Annotated in this window: 19 protein-coding genes; 6 read left to right on the forward strand and 13 right to left on the reverse strand. The window is 42.3% G+C overall.

Going from position 1 to position 21109, the window contains the following annotated elements:
* Positions 1 to 470 precede the first annotated feature (470 nt).
* Positions 471 to 1634, reverse strand: a complete 1164-nt coding sequence (locus PluTT01m_RS21010) for a multidrug effflux MFS transporter (protein WP_011148211.1) — start codon at positions 1632 to 1634, stop codon at positions 471 to 473.
* 103 nt (positions 1635 to 1737) lie between these two features.
* On the opposite strand from PluTT01m_RS21010, the gene PluTT01m_RS21015 reads away from it, so the two are divergent.
* Entirely contained in the window at positions 1738 to 2517 is a 780-nt protein-coding gene (locus tag PluTT01m_RS21015; protein WP_011148212.1) for an AraC family transcriptional regulator, read from the forward strand.
* A 243-nt stretch (positions 2518 to 2760) separates the two neighbouring features.
* On the opposite strand, the gene PluTT01m_RS21020 is transcribed toward PluTT01m_RS21015, so the two are convergent.
* The 7 genes from PluTT01m_RS21020 to PluTT01m_RS21050 all read right to left on the reverse strand — a co-directional run bounded on the left by PluTT01m_RS21020 (position 2761) and on the right by PluTT01m_RS21050 (position 10402).
* Complete coding sequence (locus tag PluTT01m_RS21020) at positions 2761 to 4020, reverse strand: insecticidal delta-endotoxin Cry8Ea1 family protein (RefSeq protein WP_011148213.1); 1260 nt, start codon at positions 4018 to 4020, stop codon at positions 2761 to 2763.
* 29 nt (positions 4021 to 4049) lie between these two features.
* Positions 4050 to 4451 (reverse strand): hypothetical protein, encoded by a 402-nt coding sequence (locus PluTT01m_RS21025; protein ID WP_011148214.1) that lies wholly within the window; start codon positions 4449 to 4451, stop codon positions 4050 to 4052.
* Between the two features lie 1102 nt (positions 4452 to 5553).
* Positions 5554 to 6255, reverse strand: coding sequence for a high-affinity branched-chain amino acid ABC transporter ATP-binding protein LivF (livF, locus tag PluTT01m_RS21030; protein WP_011148215.1), 702 nt, complete (start codon positions 6253 to 6255; stop codon positions 5554 to 5556).
* 2 nt (positions 6256 to 6257) lie between these two features.
* Positions 6258 to 7031, reverse strand: a complete 774-nt coding sequence (gene livG, locus PluTT01m_RS21035; RefSeq protein WP_011148216.1) for a high-affinity branched-chain amino acid ABC transporter ATP-binding protein LivG — start codon at positions 7029 to 7031, stop codon at positions 6258 to 6260.
* On the reverse strand, positions 7028 to 8305 hold the full coding sequence (locus tag PluTT01m_RS21040; RefSeq protein ID WP_011148217.1) for a high-affinity branched-chain amino acid ABC transporter permease LivM: 1278 nt from the start codon (positions 8303 to 8305) through the stop codon (positions 7028 to 7030). Before PluTT01m_RS21040 ends, livG begins: the two co-directional genes overlap by 4 nt.
* A complete protein-coding gene (gene livH, locus PluTT01m_RS21045) occupies positions 8302 to 9228 on the reverse strand; it encodes a high-affinity branched-chain amino acid ABC transporter permease LivH (protein ID WP_011148218.1) in 927 nt (308 codons plus the stop codon). Before livH ends, PluTT01m_RS21040 begins: the two co-directional genes overlap by 4 nt.
* Before the next feature lie 61 nt (positions 9229 to 9289).
* Positions 9290 to 10402 (reverse strand): branched-chain amino acid ABC transporter substrate-binding protein, encoded by a 1113-nt coding sequence (locus tag PluTT01m_RS21050; protein ID WP_011148219.1) that lies wholly within the window; start codon positions 10400 to 10402, stop codon positions 9290 to 9292.
* A 379-nt stretch (positions 10403 to 10781) separates the two neighbouring features.
* Between PluTT01m_RS21050 and panM the strand changes: the two genes are divergently transcribed.
* A complete protein-coding gene (gene panM, locus PluTT01m_RS21055) occupies positions 10782 to 11180 on the forward strand; it encodes an aspartate 1-decarboxylase autocleavage activator PanM (protein ID WP_011148220.1) in 399 nt (132 codons plus the stop codon).
* Here panM and PluTT01m_RS21060 read toward each other — a convergent pair.
* The 5 genes from PluTT01m_RS21060 to ftsY form a co-directional block, all read right to left on the reverse strand.
* Positions 11168 to 12307 carry a glycerate kinase gene (locus tag PluTT01m_RS21060; RefSeq protein ID WP_011148221.1) on the reverse strand — a complete coding sequence of 380 codons (1140 nt, stop codon included), beginning with the start codon at positions 12305 to 12307 and terminating at the stop codon, positions 11168 to 11170. The genes panM and PluTT01m_RS21060 overlap by 13 nt on opposite strands.
* A gap of 96 nt (positions 12308 to 12403) precedes the next feature.
* Positions 12404 to 13261 carry an RNA polymerase sigma factor RpoH gene (gene rpoH / locus PluTT01m_RS21065; RefSeq protein WP_011148222.1) on the reverse strand — a complete coding sequence of 286 codons (858 nt, stop codon included), beginning with the start codon at positions 13259 to 13261 and terminating at the stop codon, positions 12404 to 12406.
* A gap of 436 nt (positions 13262 to 13697) precedes the next feature.
* A complete protein-coding gene (gene ftsX, locus PluTT01m_RS21070; protein WP_011148223.1) occupies positions 13698 to 14672 on the reverse strand; it encodes a permease-like cell division protein FtsX in 975 nt (324 codons plus the stop codon).
* Entirely contained in the window at positions 14665 to 15330 is a 666-nt protein-coding gene (gene ftsE, locus PluTT01m_RS21075) for a cell division ATP-binding protein FtsE (RefSeq protein WP_011148224.1), read from the reverse strand. The genes ftsX and ftsE overlap by 8 nt, the downstream gene beginning before the upstream one ends.
* A 6-nt stretch (positions 15331 to 15336) precedes the next feature.
* Positions 15337 to 16611 carry a signal recognition particle-docking protein FtsY gene (gene ftsY, locus PluTT01m_RS21080; protein WP_011148225.1) on the reverse strand — a complete coding sequence of 425 codons (1275 nt, stop codon included), beginning with the start codon at positions 16609 to 16611 and terminating at the stop codon, positions 15337 to 15339.
* A 159-nt stretch (positions 16612 to 16770) separates the two neighbouring features.
* Here ftsY and rsmD point away from each other — a divergent pair, with 159 nt between their 5' ends.
* From rsmD to PluTT01m_RS21100, 4 genes are all read left to right on the forward strand, one after another.
* Positions 16771 to 17355 (forward strand): 16S rRNA (guanine(966)-N(2))-methyltransferase, encoded by a 585-nt coding sequence (gene rsmD, locus PluTT01m_RS21085; protein ID WP_011148226.1) that lies wholly within the window; start codon positions 16771 to 16773, stop codon positions 17353 to 17355.
* A gap of 23 nt (positions 17356 to 17378) precedes the next feature.
* Complete coding sequence (locus PluTT01m_RS21090; RefSeq protein ID WP_011148227.1) at positions 17379 to 17660, forward strand: DUF1145 family protein; 282 nt, start codon at positions 17379 to 17381, stop codon at positions 17658 to 17660.
* A 270-nt stretch (positions 17661 to 17930) separates the two neighbouring features.
* Positions 17931 to 18557 (forward strand): lysoplasmalogenase, encoded by a 627-nt coding sequence (locus PluTT01m_RS21095; RefSeq protein ID WP_011148228.1) that lies wholly within the window; start codon positions 17931 to 17933, stop codon positions 18555 to 18557.
* A 144-nt stretch (positions 18558 to 18701) separates the two neighbouring features.
* Positions 18702 to 20987: a zinc/cadmium/mercury/lead-transporting ATPase gene (locus tag PluTT01m_RS21100; RefSeq protein WP_011148229.1), complete on the forward strand. Its 2286-nt coding sequence runs from the start codon at positions 18702 to 18704 to the stop codon at positions 20985 to 20987.
* Positions 20988 to 21109: the final 122 nt, after the last annotated feature.

The following is a 21109-nucleotide window of genomic DNA, read 5'->3' on the forward strand; positions in this document are numbered from 1 at the left end:
AAAGTTAGTTCATTAAAAAAGGCGCTGTACCTCTTGGTAAAGTGCCTTTTTTGCCAAACCAAGAAAAGTAATGCCGAATTTTGGGGGCCTTACGCAACAAAATGCAGATTATTAGGTTGCCTGGCAATCCTAAAATCTGCATCAAGCCTCTTTCTTGCCTATCTCACAGCGATATATACCCGTTATCCTTCAAGTTGCCTCTTTGTTGGCTGCACTCTCTCACCCCGGTCACATCGTTATCTATGCTCCCGGGGATTCGCTCCCTTGCCGCCGCGATGCATCTTGAAATCCATAGGGTATAGAACGGTTTCGTTACTTATTGCCTTACCCTATAATTCCATTTTGGTTAGAGTATGTTAGTGTCCTTTTCAGACATAAAATTTTATTTTAAATACTCTTTTAACCGTAATTTACCAATATTCTTCTCTGATGGCTGACTACTTACAATCCAGAATCCGTCCAACGTCAGCTTATTCCGTAACTGATATATTATTTTCAGTCCTTATTAACATGAAAAAATTGATTATAACTAACAATAAAATAAAACAACCACAGCACATCAAGACAACACCAAGATGTTGGCTCCAACCCGCTAGCGCAAGACCTATGCCTAACATCAAATAATAAAGCAAGCCTAATAGCGCTCCTGCTGTTCCCAATCTATCCGTATAATTAATCAATGCAGAAGCCAAGATATTAGGGACTGCAATTCCGTAAGACACAACAATCAAAACCATAGGCAAGATAAACAACCAGGTATCTTCCAGAACCATTATCATCCCCCCTCCTATCAGGGTGATAATAGAAGCAAGCAACATTAAGTTCGATGAATGCCACCTTTTGTTCAACAAGAATCTATTTAAAAAGGCACCAATACCGGCTCCCAGCGCCAAAAGCAATCCGGTATAACCAAACATCTCAGAGGAAAGTCCCAACCGTTCAAAATCGAATGGGGCCAATTGATAATAGCTAAACAAACATAGATTAAAGAACGCTATTAACAGCGCATTGCACCAAATTGCTACATCCTTAAGCATGATAATCAAAGTATCTATTAACGATATTGTTACCATTGACACTGGGCGGGTTTCAGGCAGACAAATAGCAGACCAACCTGATAGTAATACCGCAAGTAAAGATAAGCCGGAAAAGACACCTTTATATCCCCAGAAGTACACCAAAATAGAACCACTTACCATGCCAACTGCCGGACTTACTGCTAAAGCTACGCCCATGATAGAAAACACACGAGCTAATTCACTTCCTTGATAAGAATCTCTCATTATTGTTTGAGTTCCTACCGAGCCTACTGCGGCACCGAATGCAGATAACATTCTGGCGGCCAGTAATAATTCAAATTGGACGCTGAACAATGCCATTAATGAAGCACCGCTATAGAGTAATAATCCACTCAATATCGTTGGCCGTCTTCCTATGAGATCGCACATACGCCCCCAAACGACTACACCGATAGCAAAAGCGAAAAAATATAAAGATAAAGTTTGAGCGGCTTGCTCAGCACTCACTTTAAATTCCTTTGCGATATTGGTTAATGCCGGGCTATAGATGGTTTCTACAATTTGTGGAAACATCATTAGCGCTGTTGCCAGCGTAAGTCCAAGTTTACGTTGCATTGTATTTTTCTTAATCAATTAGACCATAAAACGTAAATTAGCATGCTCTCAATTGTCGCATTACAATAATAAAGACAATTTATTTATTAAATAGGACATAAATATGACATGGCTTTCTCGTGATGATAGTTTTGATCCTGATAGCTTTGGAGTACCGGTAGTAGGGATTGCGGCTGAACTAGGCCAGCATGACTCAGGATTTCATCAACATGAAATGGGACAATTATTATTTACCCAGCAAGGGTGCATCAATATCACCCTGGCAGATCACTTATGCATACTTCCACCAACTCGGGTTGCCTGGATTCCACCGCGTATTATTCATAGAGCAGAAATAAAAGGCTCCGTCGGGTATCGTTCGATTTATTTAGATGTAAATCGGATCGGATATTTAGCAGAACACGTTGAGGTATTGGAAGTTACACCTCTGTTACGCGAAGTATTAGAGAGAATAGCGCTGGCTCCCTTTAATACAGATTGGTTACAAGGATCTGCTGCTAACCTATTGGCTGTTTGTTTTGACGAAATCCATCTGGCAAAAAGAGAACCGACATTATTACCACTCCCTTTTGACCGCCGTTTGGCCCGTATTCCTATGACCACACTGCCACCAACACTCAAAATACTGGCAATGAATATCGGAGCCAGCGAAAAAACCATCAGTCGGATATTTCGCCGAGAAACAGGACTTAGCTATCAACAATGGCGACAACAGTGGCGTTTAATCAAGTCTATAGAATTACTAGCAAAACAGGGTAATTTGTCATCTGTCGCTAGCGAATTAGAATTTGCCAGTGATAGTGCTTTTGCAATCTTTTTCAAGAAAATGACCGGTCGATCACCAAGAGAATATATGTCTGCTTATAAGGAACGTAGTTATTGAAGTAAATAGTTATTGAAGTAAATAGTTATTGAAGTAAATAGTTATTGAAGTAAATAGTTATTGAAGTAAATAGTTATTGAAGTAAATAGTTATTGAAGTAAATAGTTATTGAGGTGATATACAAAAATTGCCGACATCAAAGGAACCATTCACCATATAAACATAGACGTCGGCAAGTGCATCAAATAATTAAATAAAAGCTAATAACATTCTACGTACATAAAATATACTTGTTAAAAGCTATTATTTTTCATCATCATTTATTAACTGATAAGATACAGCGATATTTGCTGCCTGACCTGCTAATGGGCTGTAATCACTGGACAAATATATCCCTGCAATATAGTGACTTTCACCAACATAAAATTTCCTATATCGAGATGTTCCAGGTGCGCCAAATGACAATGAACGACCATCACTCAAAGTAAAGACCGCTTGATCAACAGCACCATTGCCCCATACTTCCAAACTGGTAATTCGACTGCCATTCAGAGAAATAGATGCCGTCTCACCAGATATTGTACCTAATCGATGGCTATTACCATCATCAAAAACAACGGTCAGCCCTCCGACTCTCGGAGCCCCTCCAATACGCACAATATGCCCCGTTAACGAATCTATCTTTCTTCTTTTTCCTCCATTAAGAGCCGGTTTGAGAGGTGGAGCCATATCTTTCTCTGGAGTCAATGCCTGAATTCTGGCTTTTGCTGTTTGACGATCAAAGAAAGTAGAATAACTTAAAACATCAACATAGATTCTATTATTTACCGACTCGGCTTCACTTAATTTATCCCAAATACTGATATATTCAACCCCATGTAAACGACAGTGACCATGAACAGACATAACATTATTTGCAACAGTGTCAGCCGTCGAGTTATTAAGAGCATCATTAAGCTCTCTATCATATATATTATTAATATAACTATTAGCCTGTTCTACCGTCTTTTTGATTAATCCTCGGACTTTTTCAATATCAATATCACTAAGCCCGATTTCATTTCTTCTCTCTAAACCAGCAACCCAATATGTTATCTGCATCATAACCGTAGTAGAAAACATGGGTAATATTTGATAGTTAACATCATCCGAAAAATTATTAAATTTTTTGTGATAACCATCTATATTTTCTGCCAGATTATTAAAAGCACTCCTCGCTTCTTCAGATCCTGGATGCTTATCAAGAAGGTCAGCAACGGTTGCCATTCGCTCTTGTATATATGCAATATCACCAGCAAGGATACCTTTAATCGTCTTTAACGCAGACTCCTCTATCATCCTCTCAATTTGTTTGACAATCCCTTCCCATATATTTTCTTTCGATTGAGGCCAGAATAAACCGACTAAAAAAGATATAGCAGGGCCAACTGAAGGTATAAAAGATATTCCCCCGATGATTGCATTTTTTACAATATCAGTAACATCCCACTCTACTGCACTCGTTTTTACGGCATATTCATTAGCCACAATGGTTCTTATGTCTAAAACATTTTCTGTATGCATAATGGAACCCTTTAATTAAAATGAGATGTTTAAACCAAATTTGCCGTCACATAAGCAACTTTATCCGTATTATTATAGATAACAAATTTACTATAATAAAAAGAGTTATTAGGCACGTTTAACACCTTCTCTTCTCCTAATCCTACATCTATAGAACCAGACTCAAACCATTCAGAGGTAAAACTATGAGACCAGTAAAATTTAGCCGTGACACTATTTGATAGCCCGGTATTTACAACTCTCAGAGATCTTCTGGATTCTGGAATTATTGGTGTATCTATTCTAAATACTTCCACACTAGCATGAGGTGATATAGTCACATCACTCAAAGGACCAACTGCATTTAAGTCTTTATGTACTGGAACAGGGGAATTAGAATAAAACTCTGCTTTCTGCTCATCTGAATCAACAACAATGGTTATTCTAGACATATTTATTTTCCTCATTAAAATTTAAATAAAATTCACTCAACTTACATATAAATATTTTCAAAACACAGTATTACCACTTAATTAAAGATGCTCTTTAACCATTATAGAACCACTATTTCCTTTGAAATTTAATTCCCCAATATATTACATGGACTTTACATACCACAATAACTCACAAGAATATTAAGATATACACACTATAAGTAATGTCATTAATGAGACATATCTAAAGCAAGTCACAATAATACAAAACTATAGCAGATATATAGTTCATGTCAACGCTCTGCTTCAATGAAATTACTATTATTTAAGAGTTGATGGAATTATATGATATATAAAAAACACATATAAAAACATATATAAAAAATTTAAATATAAATTATTTCCATTACGTTATTAACCTGGATTTATAATATTAATATTAGTTACTGTAGCGCTATATAATTCTATTCTTTATTTTATAAATTTAACTTTATCCAGTGGACTATAATAATTCACCAAATTCATTCACAACGTTAAAATGACAATAAATAAAATAGTCTGGTATCCCAAGAATATATTTCCGTTATATCCGCATCAATAATATTTTTCATTACTAATTGGTTATATCCTCTACAAGATAACGGATGAATATTCTTAAAAACATTCTCTTTCTAATGAAAGAAAATTAAATTAATAGCAAAATAATTTTAACTGTAGATTTTAGCCACTAAAATTATACTGAATACAATTCATTTACCTTTCATTACTCCACCAATAAACTATACCCGTTATCTTTCAAGTTGCCTCTTTGTTGGCTGTACTTCACTCACCCCGGTCACATAGTTACCTATGCTCCCGGGGATTCACTCCCTTGCCGTCGCGATGCATCTTGAAATCCATAGGGTATATATTGCTTAAAATATGACGAGAAAACACAGAAAAAATAAGGGCAGATTTCAAAGTATTTGAAACCACACTCGTTGCCCCAATCTCAGATAATACCAAACTTAAAGCACTATTAATGGCGTAATGGCGTCCTCACCTTGGGAAAAACCACCTTCCCAGTACGACGAGGATAATCAACCATCTGAATTCCCTTCCTGTGAAAAAGAATATCTCTCTATCCCCCCAAATACGCATTTCTCACAGCTTCATTAACCAATAATGCAGACCCGCTGTCTTCTAGTACGATCTGACCGTTTTCCAATACATATCCTCGGTCAGCCAATTTCAACGCCTGATTTGCATTCTGTTCAACTAAAAAGATTGTCATCCCCTCTTCCCTCAACTGCTGGATAGTATCGAAAATCTGAATGATAACTATCGGCGCCAATCCCAATGAAGGCTCATCCAACAACAATAACTGTGGCTGACTCATTAAAGCACGGCCAATTGCCAACATTTGCTGTTCACCACCGGACATCGTTCCAGCCCGCTGGTGACGTCTTTCCTGTAAACGCGGAAATAGATCATAAACCCGCTCAATGCGCTGCTGATACTGAGTCTTATCAGCAAAAAAACCGCCCATTGCCAAATTCTCTTCCACTGTCATACGAGCAAACACTCTGCGCCCCTCAGGAACAATCGCAATGTCCTCACGCATAATACGAGATGTCGGCCATTGGGTGATGTCCTTACCACGAAAAATAATAGAACCTTCGGTTGCTCTGGGTTCACTACATAAGGTACTAAGCAATGTTGTTTTTCCTGCGCCATTTGCACCAATCAGAGTGACAATTTCTCCCTGCTGAATATTCAGGCTAACCTGATGCAACACCTGAACTTCCCCATAGTGGGCAGATACCCGCTTAAATTCCAACATAATTAATACACCTCGCCCAGATATGCCCGGATAACATCCGGATTGTTACGAATCTCTTCTGGCCGTCCTTGCGCCAAAGACATTCCCTGATTAACAACATAGATACGATCTGAAATTCCCATCACCAATTTCATATCATGTTCGATTAACAATACAGAAACTTGATGATGTTCCCTCAGTTCAGCAATTAAAGCATTAAGTTCCTCTGTCTCTTTCGGATTCAGCCCCGCAGCAGGTTCATCCAGCATCAAAATTTCCGGACGAGCTACCATACAGCGGGCAATCTCCAAACGCCGTTGCTGACCATATGCCAGATTACCTGCCTGTCTGTTTGCCAGTGGTAACAAGCCAATCCGTTCTAACCAAGTTATCGCCCAATCTACAGCCTTAGATTCTGCCTGGCGGAATGCCGGCGTTTTAAAAAGACCGGCAAAAAGACCTCTTTTCAGATGCTGATGCTGCGCCACTAATAGATTCTCTATCACTGTCATCTCCCGGAACAACCGCACATGCTGGAATGTTCTGATAACGCCCATACGAGCAATAGCCTGCCCAGATAACCCTTCCAGATGTTTTTCCCGCAGCTTTATCGTACCGCTAGTCGGACAGTAAAATCCTGTCAGACAATTAAAGATCGTGGTTTTCCCTGCACCATTAGGGCCAATAAGAGAAACAATTTCCCTCTGATTTAACCTCAGGGCAACGTTGTTAACCGCCAGCAAGCCACCGAAGCGCATGGTCAGATCGGAAACTTGCAATAATGGTGTTGTACTCATGCTTGCTTTCCTCCCTGTACCTGTCGTTCCAATTTAACATGACGGCGTTTTGTCGGTAGCAACCCTTGCGGGCGCCAAATCATCATCAATACCATCATTGCCCCTAGCAGCAACATACTGTAGGCATTCAGATCACGCATCATCTCACGGGAAACCACCAACAAAATGGCCGCTAGAATCACCGCAGTCTGTGAGCCCATCCCTCCGAGTACTACAATCGCCAACACAAAAGCAGATTCAGCAAAAGTGAAGGACTCTGGGCTAACAAAACCCTGCCGGGCAGCAAATAAAGTACCCGCAAAACCGGCAAATGCCGCACTGATAGTAAACGCAGCCAGTTTAATTCGGGTTGGACTTAAACCAAGAGAGCGACAAGCAATCTCATCTTCACGCAGCGCTTCCCATGCACGACCTAATGGCATACGCAGTAGCCGATTAATAATCAATACTGTCAGTATTACCAACAGTAACACCACCAGATAGAGAAAAATGACCCGATCACTTGGATCGTATTTCAAACCAAAGAAGTTGTGGAAAGTATCCCAACCCCCCTCTTTCACACTACGATTAAATTCCAGTCCGAAGAAAGTGGGTTTTGGGATCTGACTGATACCATTCGGACCACCGGTTATTTCAGTATTATTCAACAGTAGAATGCGAACAATTTCACCAAAACCAAGCGTAACAATTGCCAGATAATCACCTCGCAATCGCAATACTGGAAAACCCAACAACAACCCCGATAAAGCAGCCGTTAACCCCGCCAGCGGCAAACTCTGCCAAAATCCTAATCCATAATAGTGACTTAGCAAAGCGTAGGTATAAGCACCGATAGCATAAAAACCTGCATACCCAAGTACCAGCAACCCCGATAAACCAACCACAACATTCAAACCCAGCCCTAGCATGACATAAATTAATGTCAGCGTAGCGATATCAACACTACCACGGGAGACAATAAACGGCCAGATAATTGCAGCAATAATGACCAATATTGCCAGTAACTTTTGTCCTTTGGTTGAGCCATCGAAATCCGGCAATGACCAGCTTTTAATCGGTACTTTCTTCATTATCTGCTGAACAGCCGGACGCAATAATTGGAACAGAAACACAACCGCACAGCCAATACCAATCCATAACCATCGCACTTCATCGGCATGATGGACGACCAACTGCGTACCATCCAGCGATAACTGCATCCCCATCATAAAGACAGACAACACAAATAAAGCGGCTGAGGCGATAATGGCATTCACCCAATTAGCATGTTTCATACCTTTTCCACCTCTGGACGGCCTAAAATCCCAGTCGGCATAAACAACAGCACAACAATGAGCAGAGCAAAGGAAACGGCATCTTTATATTCTGTACTCAGATAAGCAGAAGTTAGGGCTTCAGAAATTCCCAAGATCAAACCACCAATCATCGCCCCCGGGATACTGCCAATTCCTCCCAATACTGCTGCGGTGAAAGCTTTCATGCCTGCCATAAAACCGATATACGGATTTATTACACCGTAGAACTGCCCCAACAAAACACCGGCTATTGCAGCCATTACTGCACCGATAACAAAGGTTAAGGAAATCACTCGGTTAGTATTGATTCCCAACAAACTCGCCATTTTCACATCTTCCGCACAAGCACGGCAGGCACGTCCCATGCGGGAGTAGCGGATAAACATTGTCAGTATCAGCATGGCAAGAAATGTCACTATCCAGATGGTCAGTTGCATTGCGCTAATACTGGCAGAAAATCCATCACTTTCGCCTAATACCCACTGCCCGGTAATCAGGCCAGGCAATGCCAGATCGCGAGAACTTTGTGACAGACTGACATAGTTTTGCAAGAAAATAGACATCCCAATCGCTGAAATCAGGGCAATCAGGCGTTTGGAATGGCGAACTGGCCTGTAAGCTACTCGCTCAATACTCCAACCATAAGCAGCGGCAATGACAATTGATGTTAAAAAAGCAGCAGTAATCAGCAACCAGCCCAAATCAATTCCCATCATGATCAGAGCCGCAATGACCATAAAGGAGACATAGCTACCAATCATGTAAATTTCACCATGAGCGAAATTAATCATCCCGATAATGCCGTAAACCATCGTATAGCCAATGGCAATCAATGCATAAGTACTACCCAGAGTCACTCCATTTAACATCTGTTGTAAAAAATAGAGAAATTGCTCCGACATACGTTGTACCTCCGGAATAGCAGCTCCTGACAAACAGGAGCTGACGACCGTTCTGATGACCTTACTTCACAGAAGTAGAAGAACCATCTGCATGCCATTCAAAAATACCGAATTCGAACCCTTTTAGATCGCCAACGGCATTCCAGCTTAGTCTCCCCATTACGGTATCCACTGGATTCGCTTTCAGGTCTTGCACCAAATCAGTCGGTTCCATACTACCGGTACGGTTCATTGCCGCAGCCAGAGATTGCAGAGCAGCATAGGTGGTCCAGACAAACGGACCTGTCGGATCGCCTTTCTTTCCTTTGATCGCTTCAACAATAGCTTTATTCACCGGTACCTGATCGTAACGCTTAGGTAATGTGACTAGCATGCCTTCAGAAGCGACTCCGGCGATATTGGATAGCGAGGAGTTACCTACACCTTCCGGTCCCATAAAGCGAATATTCAGACCAGCCTGTTTAGCCTGACGCAGAATTTGTCCCATTTCAGGGTAATAACCACCAAAATAGACAAAATCCACATTCTCTTTTTTCAGGCGGGCAACCAGAGCCGAAAAGTCTTTGTCACCAGCAGTAACGCCTTCAAACAAGACAATATTGGCTCCCGCTTTTTTCAATTTATCAAGAACAGATCGAGCCAACCCTTCACCGTATTGCTGTTTATCGTGAACAATCGCTATATGCTGAGGTTTAATCTTTTCAGCAATATATTTTGCTGCCGTTGGCCCCTGATCAGAATCCAACCCGGTCGTACGCAGAATCATCTGGTAGCCACGAGTTGTCAAATTGGCATTGGTTGCCGCGGGTGTAATCATAATGACGCCTTCATCTTCGTAGATATCAGATGCCGGTTGAGTAGATGAAGAGCATAAGTGGCCGATAACATAACGAATGTTATCATTAATCACTTTATTAGCGACGGCCACAGCCTGTTTCGGGTCACACGCATCATCATATTCAACCCCCACCAGCTTATTACCATTAATACCACCATGAGCATTGATATCTGCAATCGCCTGACGTGCGCCAGTAAATTCCATATCACCATATTGAGCAACTGGACCAGACATTGCTCCTACAATCGCCACTTTGATCTCTTGTGCCCACAGTGAGTGACTCATCATCATGGCAATACAGCCTGCTAATAGCGTTTTACCTGCTATGATTTTCATTTTAAGTTTATCCCCTGTTGTGATTGGTCTAATTTATTGTGTTTACCTTTTAGATCTCCGATTATCTAATGGGATAACCGTGATCTTTTGTGATCACTGATTAGATAAAGTAATTTTTATTAATAAAATTTTATTTTTCATGTTATTAAAATAGCATTTCATGCTTAAAATCAAATTAACAAGGTAGCTAAAAGCATTAATTACAGAATAAAATACCGCCAAAGTTGATTGGAATTTAGACAAAACATAGTGTGATGTTCTGGTTAAATATTAGTAAAGCAATCTTTAACTCGAAAGATCGACCATGTTAAAAACATTTTTCCAGTAACGTATAAAAGCGGTTACATAACACTCCATTGAAAATTGATATGGGAAAACCATGAAGCTAACTATTGAACAACTTACTGTTTTGTCAGCACAAGATATTATTGATCTAAAGAAAATCTGGCCTCAACAGGCTCCAGAGCAATGGCAAAGTTGGTTAAAAAATGAAAATAAACTGTTCGCTGCTCGCTTTAATGATAGATTACTGGCCGCAGTAAAAGTGACTTTCAGTGATCAATCCGGCCTGCTTAAAGATTTATGTGTCCGTGAAATAACACGCCGCCGGGGGGTGGGTTTATATTTGATAAATGAAATAAAAGCTCAGCATCCCACTGTTAATCAATGGAAGTTAAGCCTTGAAGGGTTCTCAGATGCTAACGAACCGGCATTAAAAGGTTTTATGAGCGCCTGTAGTTTTTACTACGATACCAAGTCAAATTCTTATTCTAGCTGACCCATTTTCCAGACCGCAGCCACATTGCGGGCAGTTACCCTCAAATTCTCATGCCCGCAAACAAGAGCGTCAGAAAGAGAACAGACGCCGGACATAATTGAGAAAACGGCATCCAATCCATGCTCATGAACAATGCTATAGTCCTGACTTATACTGCCAACCAATGCAATGGTTGAAATAGCATACTTTTTGGCGATACGAGCAACACCAATCGGCGTTTTACCGTAAATAGTCTGGCTGTCTATTCGGCCTTCACCCGTAATAACCAGATCAGCGCCTTGTACTACCTTTGCCAATTCCAGCGTGGAGATAACAATATCAATTCCCGGTTGCAATTTAGCGTCCAGCCAACCAAGTAAAGGAACACCCATTCCCCCAGCGGCTCCTGCACCGGGTACGTCAATAACCTTAATGCCGGTCAGTAATTCAATTTTTTCACCATAATGGCGCAGAGCTGCATCTAATTCTTTCACCATCTCTGGTGTCGCCCCTTTCTGTGGCCCGAAAATGGCAGATGCACCAAACTCACCACATAACGGGTTAATTACATCACAGGCAACGATAATTTCAGTTCGATTCAAACGCGCGTCCAAACCGGAAAGATCAATTTTAGCAAGCCGACTTAGCGCAGCCCCGCCAAGCCCCAACGCTTTACCATCAGAATCAAGCAAACAGGCTCCCAACGCCTGCATCATACCGGCACCGCCATCATTAGTCGCACTACCGCCAATGCCTAAAATTATCTTTCTGACACCTTGATCCAAAGCAGCCAACATCAGCTCACCGGTACCATAAGTCGTAGTTATCAACGGATTACGCTTTTCCATCGGCACCAAATGTAAGCCAGAAGCCGCAGCCATTTCAATAACAGCGGTTTCTCCATCACCTAGCACGCCAAAAAAACTATCCACTGGCTGATTTAACGGACCAGTGACCAACAGACGTACAATCTTTCCTCCAGTAGCTGCTACCATCGATTCAACTGTCCCTTCTCCTCCATCTGCCATCGGCAATTTAATGTATTCAGCTTGTGGATAGATTTCACGAAATCCTTGTTCTATCGCTTCAGCGGCCTGTAAGGCGCTGAGACTTTCTTTAAATGAATCAGGCGCAATAACAATTTTCATAGGATTAGATGACAACAATGAAAAATGAAACAAAAAAGGCGATAAACCATTATCGCCTTTTTTAATTATGAATGCGTTAACGCAAAATCACTCTATTTATGCCTCAATTGCCACACGCAATTTTTTCATGGCATTCTTTTCAAGCTGACGTACACGCTCCGCAGAAACACCATACTTATCCGCCAACTCTTGCAGGGTAGATTTATTATCATCATCTAACCAGCGGCAACGGATAATATCCTGACTGCGCTCGTCTAAGCTTTCTATCGCCACCGATAATTTATCAGCCGCATGGTTTTCCCAATTGTCCTCTTCAATGCCGTCTGCAAAATCAGAAGCTTTATCTTGAAGATACAGCACTGGCGCAACCGGTTGACCTTCCTGGCTATCATCATCGGCAGACATATCAAACGCCATATCTTGCGCTGACATACGAGATTCCATCTCACGCACATCTTTACTGGTCACGCCAAGTTCTTTGGCGACCATTTCTACTTCGTCCTGATTGAACCACCCTAAGCGCTGTTTAGTTTTACGCAAATTAAAGAACAGCTTACGCTGCGCTTTAGTTGTTGCAACTTTAACAATACGCCAGTTACGCAGTACATATTCATGGATTTCAGCTTTAATCCAGTGAACGGCAAAAGAAACCAGACGCACCCCTACTTCCGGGTTAAAACGACGTACTGCTTTCATCAGGCCAATATTCCCTTCCTGAATTAAATCCGCCTGAGGTAGCCCATAACCAGCATAGCTACGAGCGACATGAACAACGAAGCGCAGATGAGACAGAATCAGCTTCTTAGCTGCATCCAGATCTCCCTGGTAATGCAGCCTTTCAGCCAGTTCCTTCTCTTCCTCTGCTGTCAGCATTGGATAGGTATTAGAGGCACGGACATAGCCCTCTAGACTTCCTTGAGGAACTAACGCTAAGGTTTGCATTTCTTTGGCCATTCAAATCCTCTCAAATAAGGCTCAAATCGTTAGTATGGATTAGATTACATCAGTGTATATGAACCAACGTTCAACATACAGCGGTACAGTCTATCACCAGAATGTGCATATTCAAGCTACAGATCCGTGGAAAAGTAATAATTTTAGCACCGACCATCCCTATAATGGGATCGCAGAACAAAAAATAACAGATAGTTTTATATTTATGCAATTAACTTTATTTGTACTATCCCCGATAAATATTAACTCCATCCCACAAAAGTATCCGCTAGGTTCACTGGGAAAGTACAAGCGCCTTTTTAATTAATTCTATATAGCAGAAAATCGTGATTTTGGATTTAAGTCAATGAATAAGAAACTTTTACCTTAGGAAAAAAAGAGATGGTTATCGCGTTGTCAGGCTGATTTCGCTCAGCCTGTTGAGAAAATTACCGTTTTATTCTGGCGTAAAATGACGCAAATGCTGAGTTGTCGCCAACCAAGCAGCGACCCAACCAATCATTGCAGAGAGCAAAACTAATAGCAGGGACTCATCCCATGAAAGCCCATGTAAATTAAATGTCGTACCAAACACGCTGGCAACCTCTGTTACAACATCAGAAAGTTTCCACACCAATAGTGCAGATAAAATTAACGATAAAATTGCCCCCAAAGCCCCTAGCAACACACCACCATTGAGGAACGGGCGCAAAATAAAGCCATCCGTTGCACCAATAAGCTTCATCACGTTAATCGTATCACGATGACTGAAAATACTGAGACGCACACTATTACCGATGACCAAAAACAGCGCAACGATCATCAAAATACCGATTACTGTCACAATCTGACCGATAAGACCAGTCAGCGCCGCCAGACGGGCAAACCAGCTATCATCCATCCGAACTTCTTCAATACCTTTAACCTGAGAAACTCTATCACGCAGCGTGGTCAGCGTCTGTGAACTCTGAAAATCGATTTTCGGTGTGATAATAGCCACCGCGGGCAACGGATTCTCTTCCAACATATCCAACGCGCCACCAAAGCCAGACCAAGCGCGGAATTCTGTCATTGCTTCCTGACGTGAGAGATAGTTGACATTGTCCACACCATCAAGCGCTTTCAACTCACTTATTAATTTCTGCGCACTGCTATCATCCAGTGATTTATCGAGATATACCGTCAGTTGAGGGGTGGGATACCATTTTTCCGCAGCCTGGCTGACATTCTTCCACACAATGTAACAAACACTTGGTAATGTCAGGGAGATAGCAATCACCATCACGGTCAACAAAGTTGCCAACGGCTGACGTGACATATCTGTCAACGTATTCATCCAAGCATAGCGCCACTGCTCACGCCATCCTCCTTGTAAAACTTTACTTCTCGATCGTGTTACTTTCCCCGCTGCCTTACGCACATTTTTAACCATTATACTCTCCCGCCATACGGCCCTGGCTCAGAGTCAGGATACGATATTTCCGTCTTTCAATCAGTGCCATATCATGGGTCGCCATCAGCACTGTCACCCCTACCCGATTAAATTCTTCAAACAGTCGTAAAATACCTTCTGACAACTCACCATCCAGATTACCGGTAGGTTCATCCGCCAATAAAACAGTCGGCTTATTCACAACCGCACGAGCAATACCAACTCGTTGTTGTTCTCCCCCTGAAAGCTGAATTGGGAAATTTTTCGCTTTGTCCAGCAGACCAACCTTATCCAGAGCCGCGGAAGTCCGACGACGGATATCTTCAGAACTTGCACCTGAAATAATCAGCGGCATTGCCACATTATCGTATACGGTCCGATCCAGCAGCAGATGATGATCTTGGAAAATCATACCAATCTGACGACGTAGAAAAGGTACCTCACGGCTTTTTAACCGACTGATATCATGACCGGCAAACCAGATATGTCCGGCGCTAGGCCGCTCAATGCCACAGATGAGTTTCAGCAAGGTACTTTTACCTGCCCCTGAGTGACCCATTAGAAATGCCATTTCCGCAGGGCGCAAATGAAAATCCACCCCTTGCAGGGCTTGCCGTCCCCCCAGATAAGCTTTACTGACCTGTTCAAAGCGAATCATAGGTAATTAATCCTCTCGGGCAAAAAGTGCCTCTATAAAGTCGTCTGCCTTAAATGGCCGTAGATCTTCAATTCCTTCACCAACCCCAATATAACGAATAGGAATTTCAAACTGATCAGCAATGGCGAAAATTACCCCACCTTTGGCAGTACCATCCAATTTTGTCAATGAGATGCCTGTCAACCCAACGGCTTCATGGAACAGTTTAGCCTGACTTATCGCATTCTGACCGGTACTCGCATCCAATATCAGCATAATTTCATGTGGAGCATTTTCGTCCAGTTTTTTCATCACTCGGACAATCTTCTTCAATTCTTCCATCAGATGAGATTTATTTTGCAAACGACCCGCGGTATCTGCAATCAGGACATCGACACTTTTGGCTTTAGCTGACTGAATAGCATCGAAAATCACGGAAGCAGGATCTGCGCCAGTATGTTGCGCCACTACCGGAATATGGTTACGTTCCCCCCACACCTGTAGCTGTTCAACGGCGGCTGCACGGAAAGTATCCCCGGCTGCCAGCATGACAGATTTACCTTGTGCCTGAAATTGACGAGCCAATTTACCAATTGTCGTGGTTTTTCCCACACCATTTACACCAACCATCAGAATGACATACGGCGTTTTTCCTTCAATGTCCAGAGGCTTATTCACTTTAGTCAGAATACCAGACATCTCTTCTTTCAGTTTGGCATATAACGCTTCTGCATCTTTTAGCTCTTTACGACTGGCATGTTCTGTCAAACTGCTAATGATTTTACGGGTAGTATCGACACCAACATCAGCAATCAATAACTGCTCTTCCAATTCATCAAACAGGTCATCATCGATCTTTTTACCACTGAATAGACTAAGAAAACCGGACCCTAAATTCTGACGAGTTTTAACCAAACTGCGTTTCAAGCGGGAGAAAAAGCCCTCTTTAGTCGGACGCTCTTGCTCTTTTGATATAACTGGCTGTTCGGTTTGTACTTGTTCTGCCTGCTCCGCTGCCAATCTTGCGGCTTCCTCTGCAACACGTTGCTGTTCTGCCTGCTCTGCCGCCAACCTTGCGGCTTCCTCTGCAACACGTTGCTGTTCTGCCTGCTCTGCCGCCAACCTTGCAGCTTCCTCAGCAACACGCTGTTGTTCTGCCTGCTCTGCCGCCAATCTTGCAGCTTCCTCAGCAACACGCTGCTGTTCTGCCTGCTCCACTGCTAATTGCTCTTCTTTTTGCTGTTCTTCCTGACGGCCACGCCCGAACCAGGAGAAAAAGCCTCTTTTTTTCTCTTTTGCCATTAGCCACTACACTCCTCAAGGTTAAATCATGGCGTTACAACAGGGAATAATAACGAAATTTAGAAGCATTCTAACATTTTCGTAATAGCTCAACACATATCAATCATAAATTTCATGGTAAATTAGTGCCTGTAAGTCTTAACAACTATTACGCAAATTATGGCAAAGAAACCACAACGGCAATCGATGGGACAAATCCGCATTATTGGCGGAAAATGGCGAGGTCGAAAATTACCTGTACCGGATAGTCCAGGATTACGTCCAACGACAGATCGCGTCAGAGAGACGCTATTTAACTGGCTAGCCCCGATTATCCAAGAAGCACACTGCCTGGATTGCTATGCAGGAAGCGGAGCGCTTGGATTAGAGGCACTTTCCCGTTATGCAGCACAGGTTACCCTGATTGAATATGAACATAATATAGCTAAACAACTTTCCGCTAATTTGGATCTGCTCAATGCCCAAAATGCCGAAGTCATTAACGACAGTGCATTAACCTATTTATCTCAACCAGGAACATCCTACGAGGTCGTTTTCCTTGATCCTCCTTTTCGTAAAGGAATGCTTAGCGAAACCATAAAATTGTTGGAAGAACAAAATTGGCTGGCAGATGAAAGCTGGATTTATGTTGAGGCTGAATCCGAATCAACGGCGATTGATGTCCCTGTTAACTGGCAACTTCATCGTGAAAAAGTCGCCGGACAAGTCGCATACCGGCTCTATATCCGTTACTTACCTGCATAACGATTACTTTGGAGTACACACTAATGCTTATTCAATTGGGCAAACTGTTAATGATCTGCGTTTGGGGATTTCTGATCTTTAACCTGATCCATCCATTTCCAAAACCATTGAAGTATTTTATGGATATCGCCATGATTTTCATGGTGGTCATGCATGCATTTCAAATGCTGCTTCTAAAAGCCAGTCAGCCCAAAGACCAAAAACTCTCTAGCCTGATACAAACCAAGATCTTCTTTTTTGGTGTCTTTGAACTACTGTCAATGCAGAAAAAACAACGGAAAGAGAAAAGTCATCACCCAAAATAGTGGGCATGGGCAGCGCACATAAGCACCCGAAAAATACATACAATTATGTGAGGAATGATTCATTTCATTCCTCGTATTCAAAAGCTGTCACGTTTATCTGAGCATGGCTTCGTACTCCTTTCTTTGTTGAACAGATCAATAACCGGATCAACATTTCTTAATTCACTGCCTATTTCCGCACAGATACTTAAACCAATCTCTATTATTTAAGTCTATATTTTGATAGTAAAAGAGTAGACCCCTTATCCATCACTTATTTAAGGAACAAAGATGAGCTGGCCATTTATTGCAGTATTTCTTTCTGGTTGGTTGTATGTTGATGCAGCTTACCGTGGCCCAAACTGGCAAAGATGGCTATTCAGGCCAGTCACTCTGCTATTGTTGTTATTGTGGGCATGGCAAGCGCCTGAGCTGCATATTTCAGGTTATCTAATCTGTTTTGGGTTATTTACTGCTTTAATATCAGATGCTCTGCGCATGCTCCCCAGTAAGTATTCACTATTCTCTCTAAGCACATTATTCCTCTGTTATCTGCTCTACACGATAAGCTTTATCATGCAGATGAATTTCAGTTTCTTCTTCCCGCTGCCATTAATTTTACTGGTTCTTGGCTCCATTATTCTGCTGGTTATTTGGAATAAACTGGAAGAAAGGCGCTGGCTGGTCGTTGCCTCAGTTGTCATGCTCCTGATAATGGTGTGGATGGCAGGTGAACAATACTTCTCCCTTAATACAGCGTATGGTTTCTCCCTATTAGCTGGCACTGTCTTGTTGTTACTGTCACATAGTGTCTGGTTGATTAACCATTACCGTTTCCAGTTCAAATCTTCTAAGGCGATTGTTGCAACCTGTTATTTTATCGGCCATTTTTTGATTATTCGTTCTATTTATCTTTAATAAAAAGACTAAGTTGAAAATGGATATCAGCACTCAATCGTACAATTTAACAACTTTATTTTTTCTTTTTATTGACTCTGGAGTAGGCTCCAAAGTGTAGAGTTTAATCATTATCTTTGAGTTAACTCTATTCAGGGGGAGTCCATGTACTCAAATTCAAACAAAAATAGTGCTCATCAACATAACCACCAGCATGGAAGCTGCTGCGCGACGACGACTTGTTCAGATCAGGCTAAACAAGTTAGTGAACATTTACATCATCATGAACATGAACATGGTAAGGCTTGCTCACATAAGCATCACCCTTCCCATGATACACAAGAGACACAAGCACCTGAGCTTTTGGCAAACCAACGTTTCAGTTGGGTGGTTAATGGTATGGATTGTCCAAGTTGTGCCCGCAAAATTGAAACCGCGGTCAGCAAAATTGCAGAAGTGAAACAAGCCAAGGTTCTATTCGCAACAGAAAAACTAGTTGTGGATGCAGATACAGATATACGTTCAGCGGTTATTCAAGCCGTTAATCAGGCTGGATTTACTCTACGCAATTCCGATTCAAGTCAGAAAGCAGAAAAAAGCAGCCGCTGGAAAGAATTTGCACCAATCATCACTCTTTCACTGATGATGCTGATAAGTTGGGGAATCTCTCACATCAATCCCTCATTTGGCCGTATTGCCTTTATCATCACCACCGTGATTGGATTGGTACCTATTGTTACCAAAGCCTGGCAGCTCATACGATCAGGCACGCCATTCGCCATTGAAACATTAATGAGTGTTGCTGCCATAGGTGCACTGTTTATTGATGCCACCGCTGAAGCAGCAATGGTACTACTGCTGTTTATGCTTGGTGAAATGCTGGAATCTTATGCTGCCGGCCGTGCTCGTCGAGGGGTGAGTGCATTAATGGCATTGGTGCCGGAAGAGGCACTACTGGTAAAAAACGGTGAGAAAAAAATTGTTCCAGTTTCAGACCTTCGCCCTGGCGATATTATCGAAATTGCTCCAGGCGGACGTTTACCCACTGATGCCGAATTACTCAATTCATTCGCCAGCTTTGATGAAAGTGCGCTGACAGGCGAATCTATTCCGGTTGAACGAATGCAGGGAGAAAAAGTTCCGGCAGGTTGTTTATCCGTGGATCGTGCAATCCAAATGAAAGTGCTGTCCGAACAGGGCAACAATGCCATTGACCGTATTCTGCAACTGATTGAAGAAGCCGAAGAACGCCGTGCGCCGATTGAACGCTTCATTGACCGCTTTAGCCGAATTTACACGCCACTGATTATGCTGTTCTCTGCGTTGGTTATCATCATTCCACCGACTGTATTCAGCCAACCTTGGGAAACATGGATCTACCGTGGTCTTACTTTGCTACTGATCGGTTGCCCTTGTGCTTTGGTGATTTCCACACCCGCCGCCATTACCTCTGCCCTTGCAACAGCAACCCGCCGAGGTGCATTGATTAAAGGTGGTGCGGCGCTGGAACAATTGGGACTCATCACCACTATCGCTTTTGATAAAACCGGTACGCTGACCGCCGGTAAACCACAAGTCACAGATATACAACCAGCAGAAAATATCAGCGAATCTCAGTTATTAGCTTTGGCTTCCGCAGTAGAAAGCGGCTCCCACCACCCACTGGCTAAAGCCATTTTGCAATGCGCAGAAAGTAAAAACGTTAATATTACCGAAGCCGAACACCGTAAAGCGCTGGCAGGGGTTGGTGTTGAAGGTCAGTTAAACGATAAACGTATTCTTGTCAGCGCGCCCGGAAAACTGCCAGCAAACACGTTATCTGATCGTTGGAAACAAAAAATTGTTCAGTTAGAAGATTGCGGTAAAACCGTTGTTGCCGTGATGCATGATGAACAATTTGCCGGCCTTATCGCGATGCAAGATACGTTACGTCAAGATGCCATTGATGCTATCCGTTTACTGAAAGATCAAGGTATTAAATCAGTGATGTTGACGGGGGATAACCCACGTGCAGCAACTGCAATTGCTGGTCAGTTAGGAATAGATTTCCGCGCCGGGTTAATGCCGGAAGATAAAGTCAAAGCGGTCATTGCATTGAATAAAGATCACAGCACAATGATGGTTGGTGACGGCATCAACGACGCACCCGCAATGAAAGCTTCCAGTATCGGTGTCGCAATGGGAAGCGGTACCGATGTCGCTCTGGAAACCGCAGATGCAGCATTGACTCACAACCGTCTGACCGGTTTGTCGGAAATCATCACCCTTTCCCGCGCAACGCACAATAATATCCGCCAAAACATTGCTATTGCATTGGGGCTAAAAGGGATCTTCCTTGTTACCAGCCTATTGGGTATCACAGGCTTGTGGATGGCAGTACTGGCAGATTCTGGCGCAACCGCTCTTGTGACGGCAAACGCGGTAAGGTTATTGAGGATTAAACTGAAATAATGAAAATCGTCTAGCTATTTAAGGATATGAGTCTTATTCGCGGCTCATATCCTGTGCCATAGTAAGATGAATTCAGTGGTGAAAGCCCATTAACGTTCGAAGACATGGTAAAAAGCAAAAAC

Source organism: Photorhabdus laumondii subsp. laumondii, assembly GCF_003343245.1.
In the GTDB taxonomy this organism is placed as follows: domain Bacteria; phylum Pseudomonadota; class Gammaproteobacteria; order Enterobacterales; family Enterobacteriaceae; genus Photorhabdus; species Photorhabdus laumondii.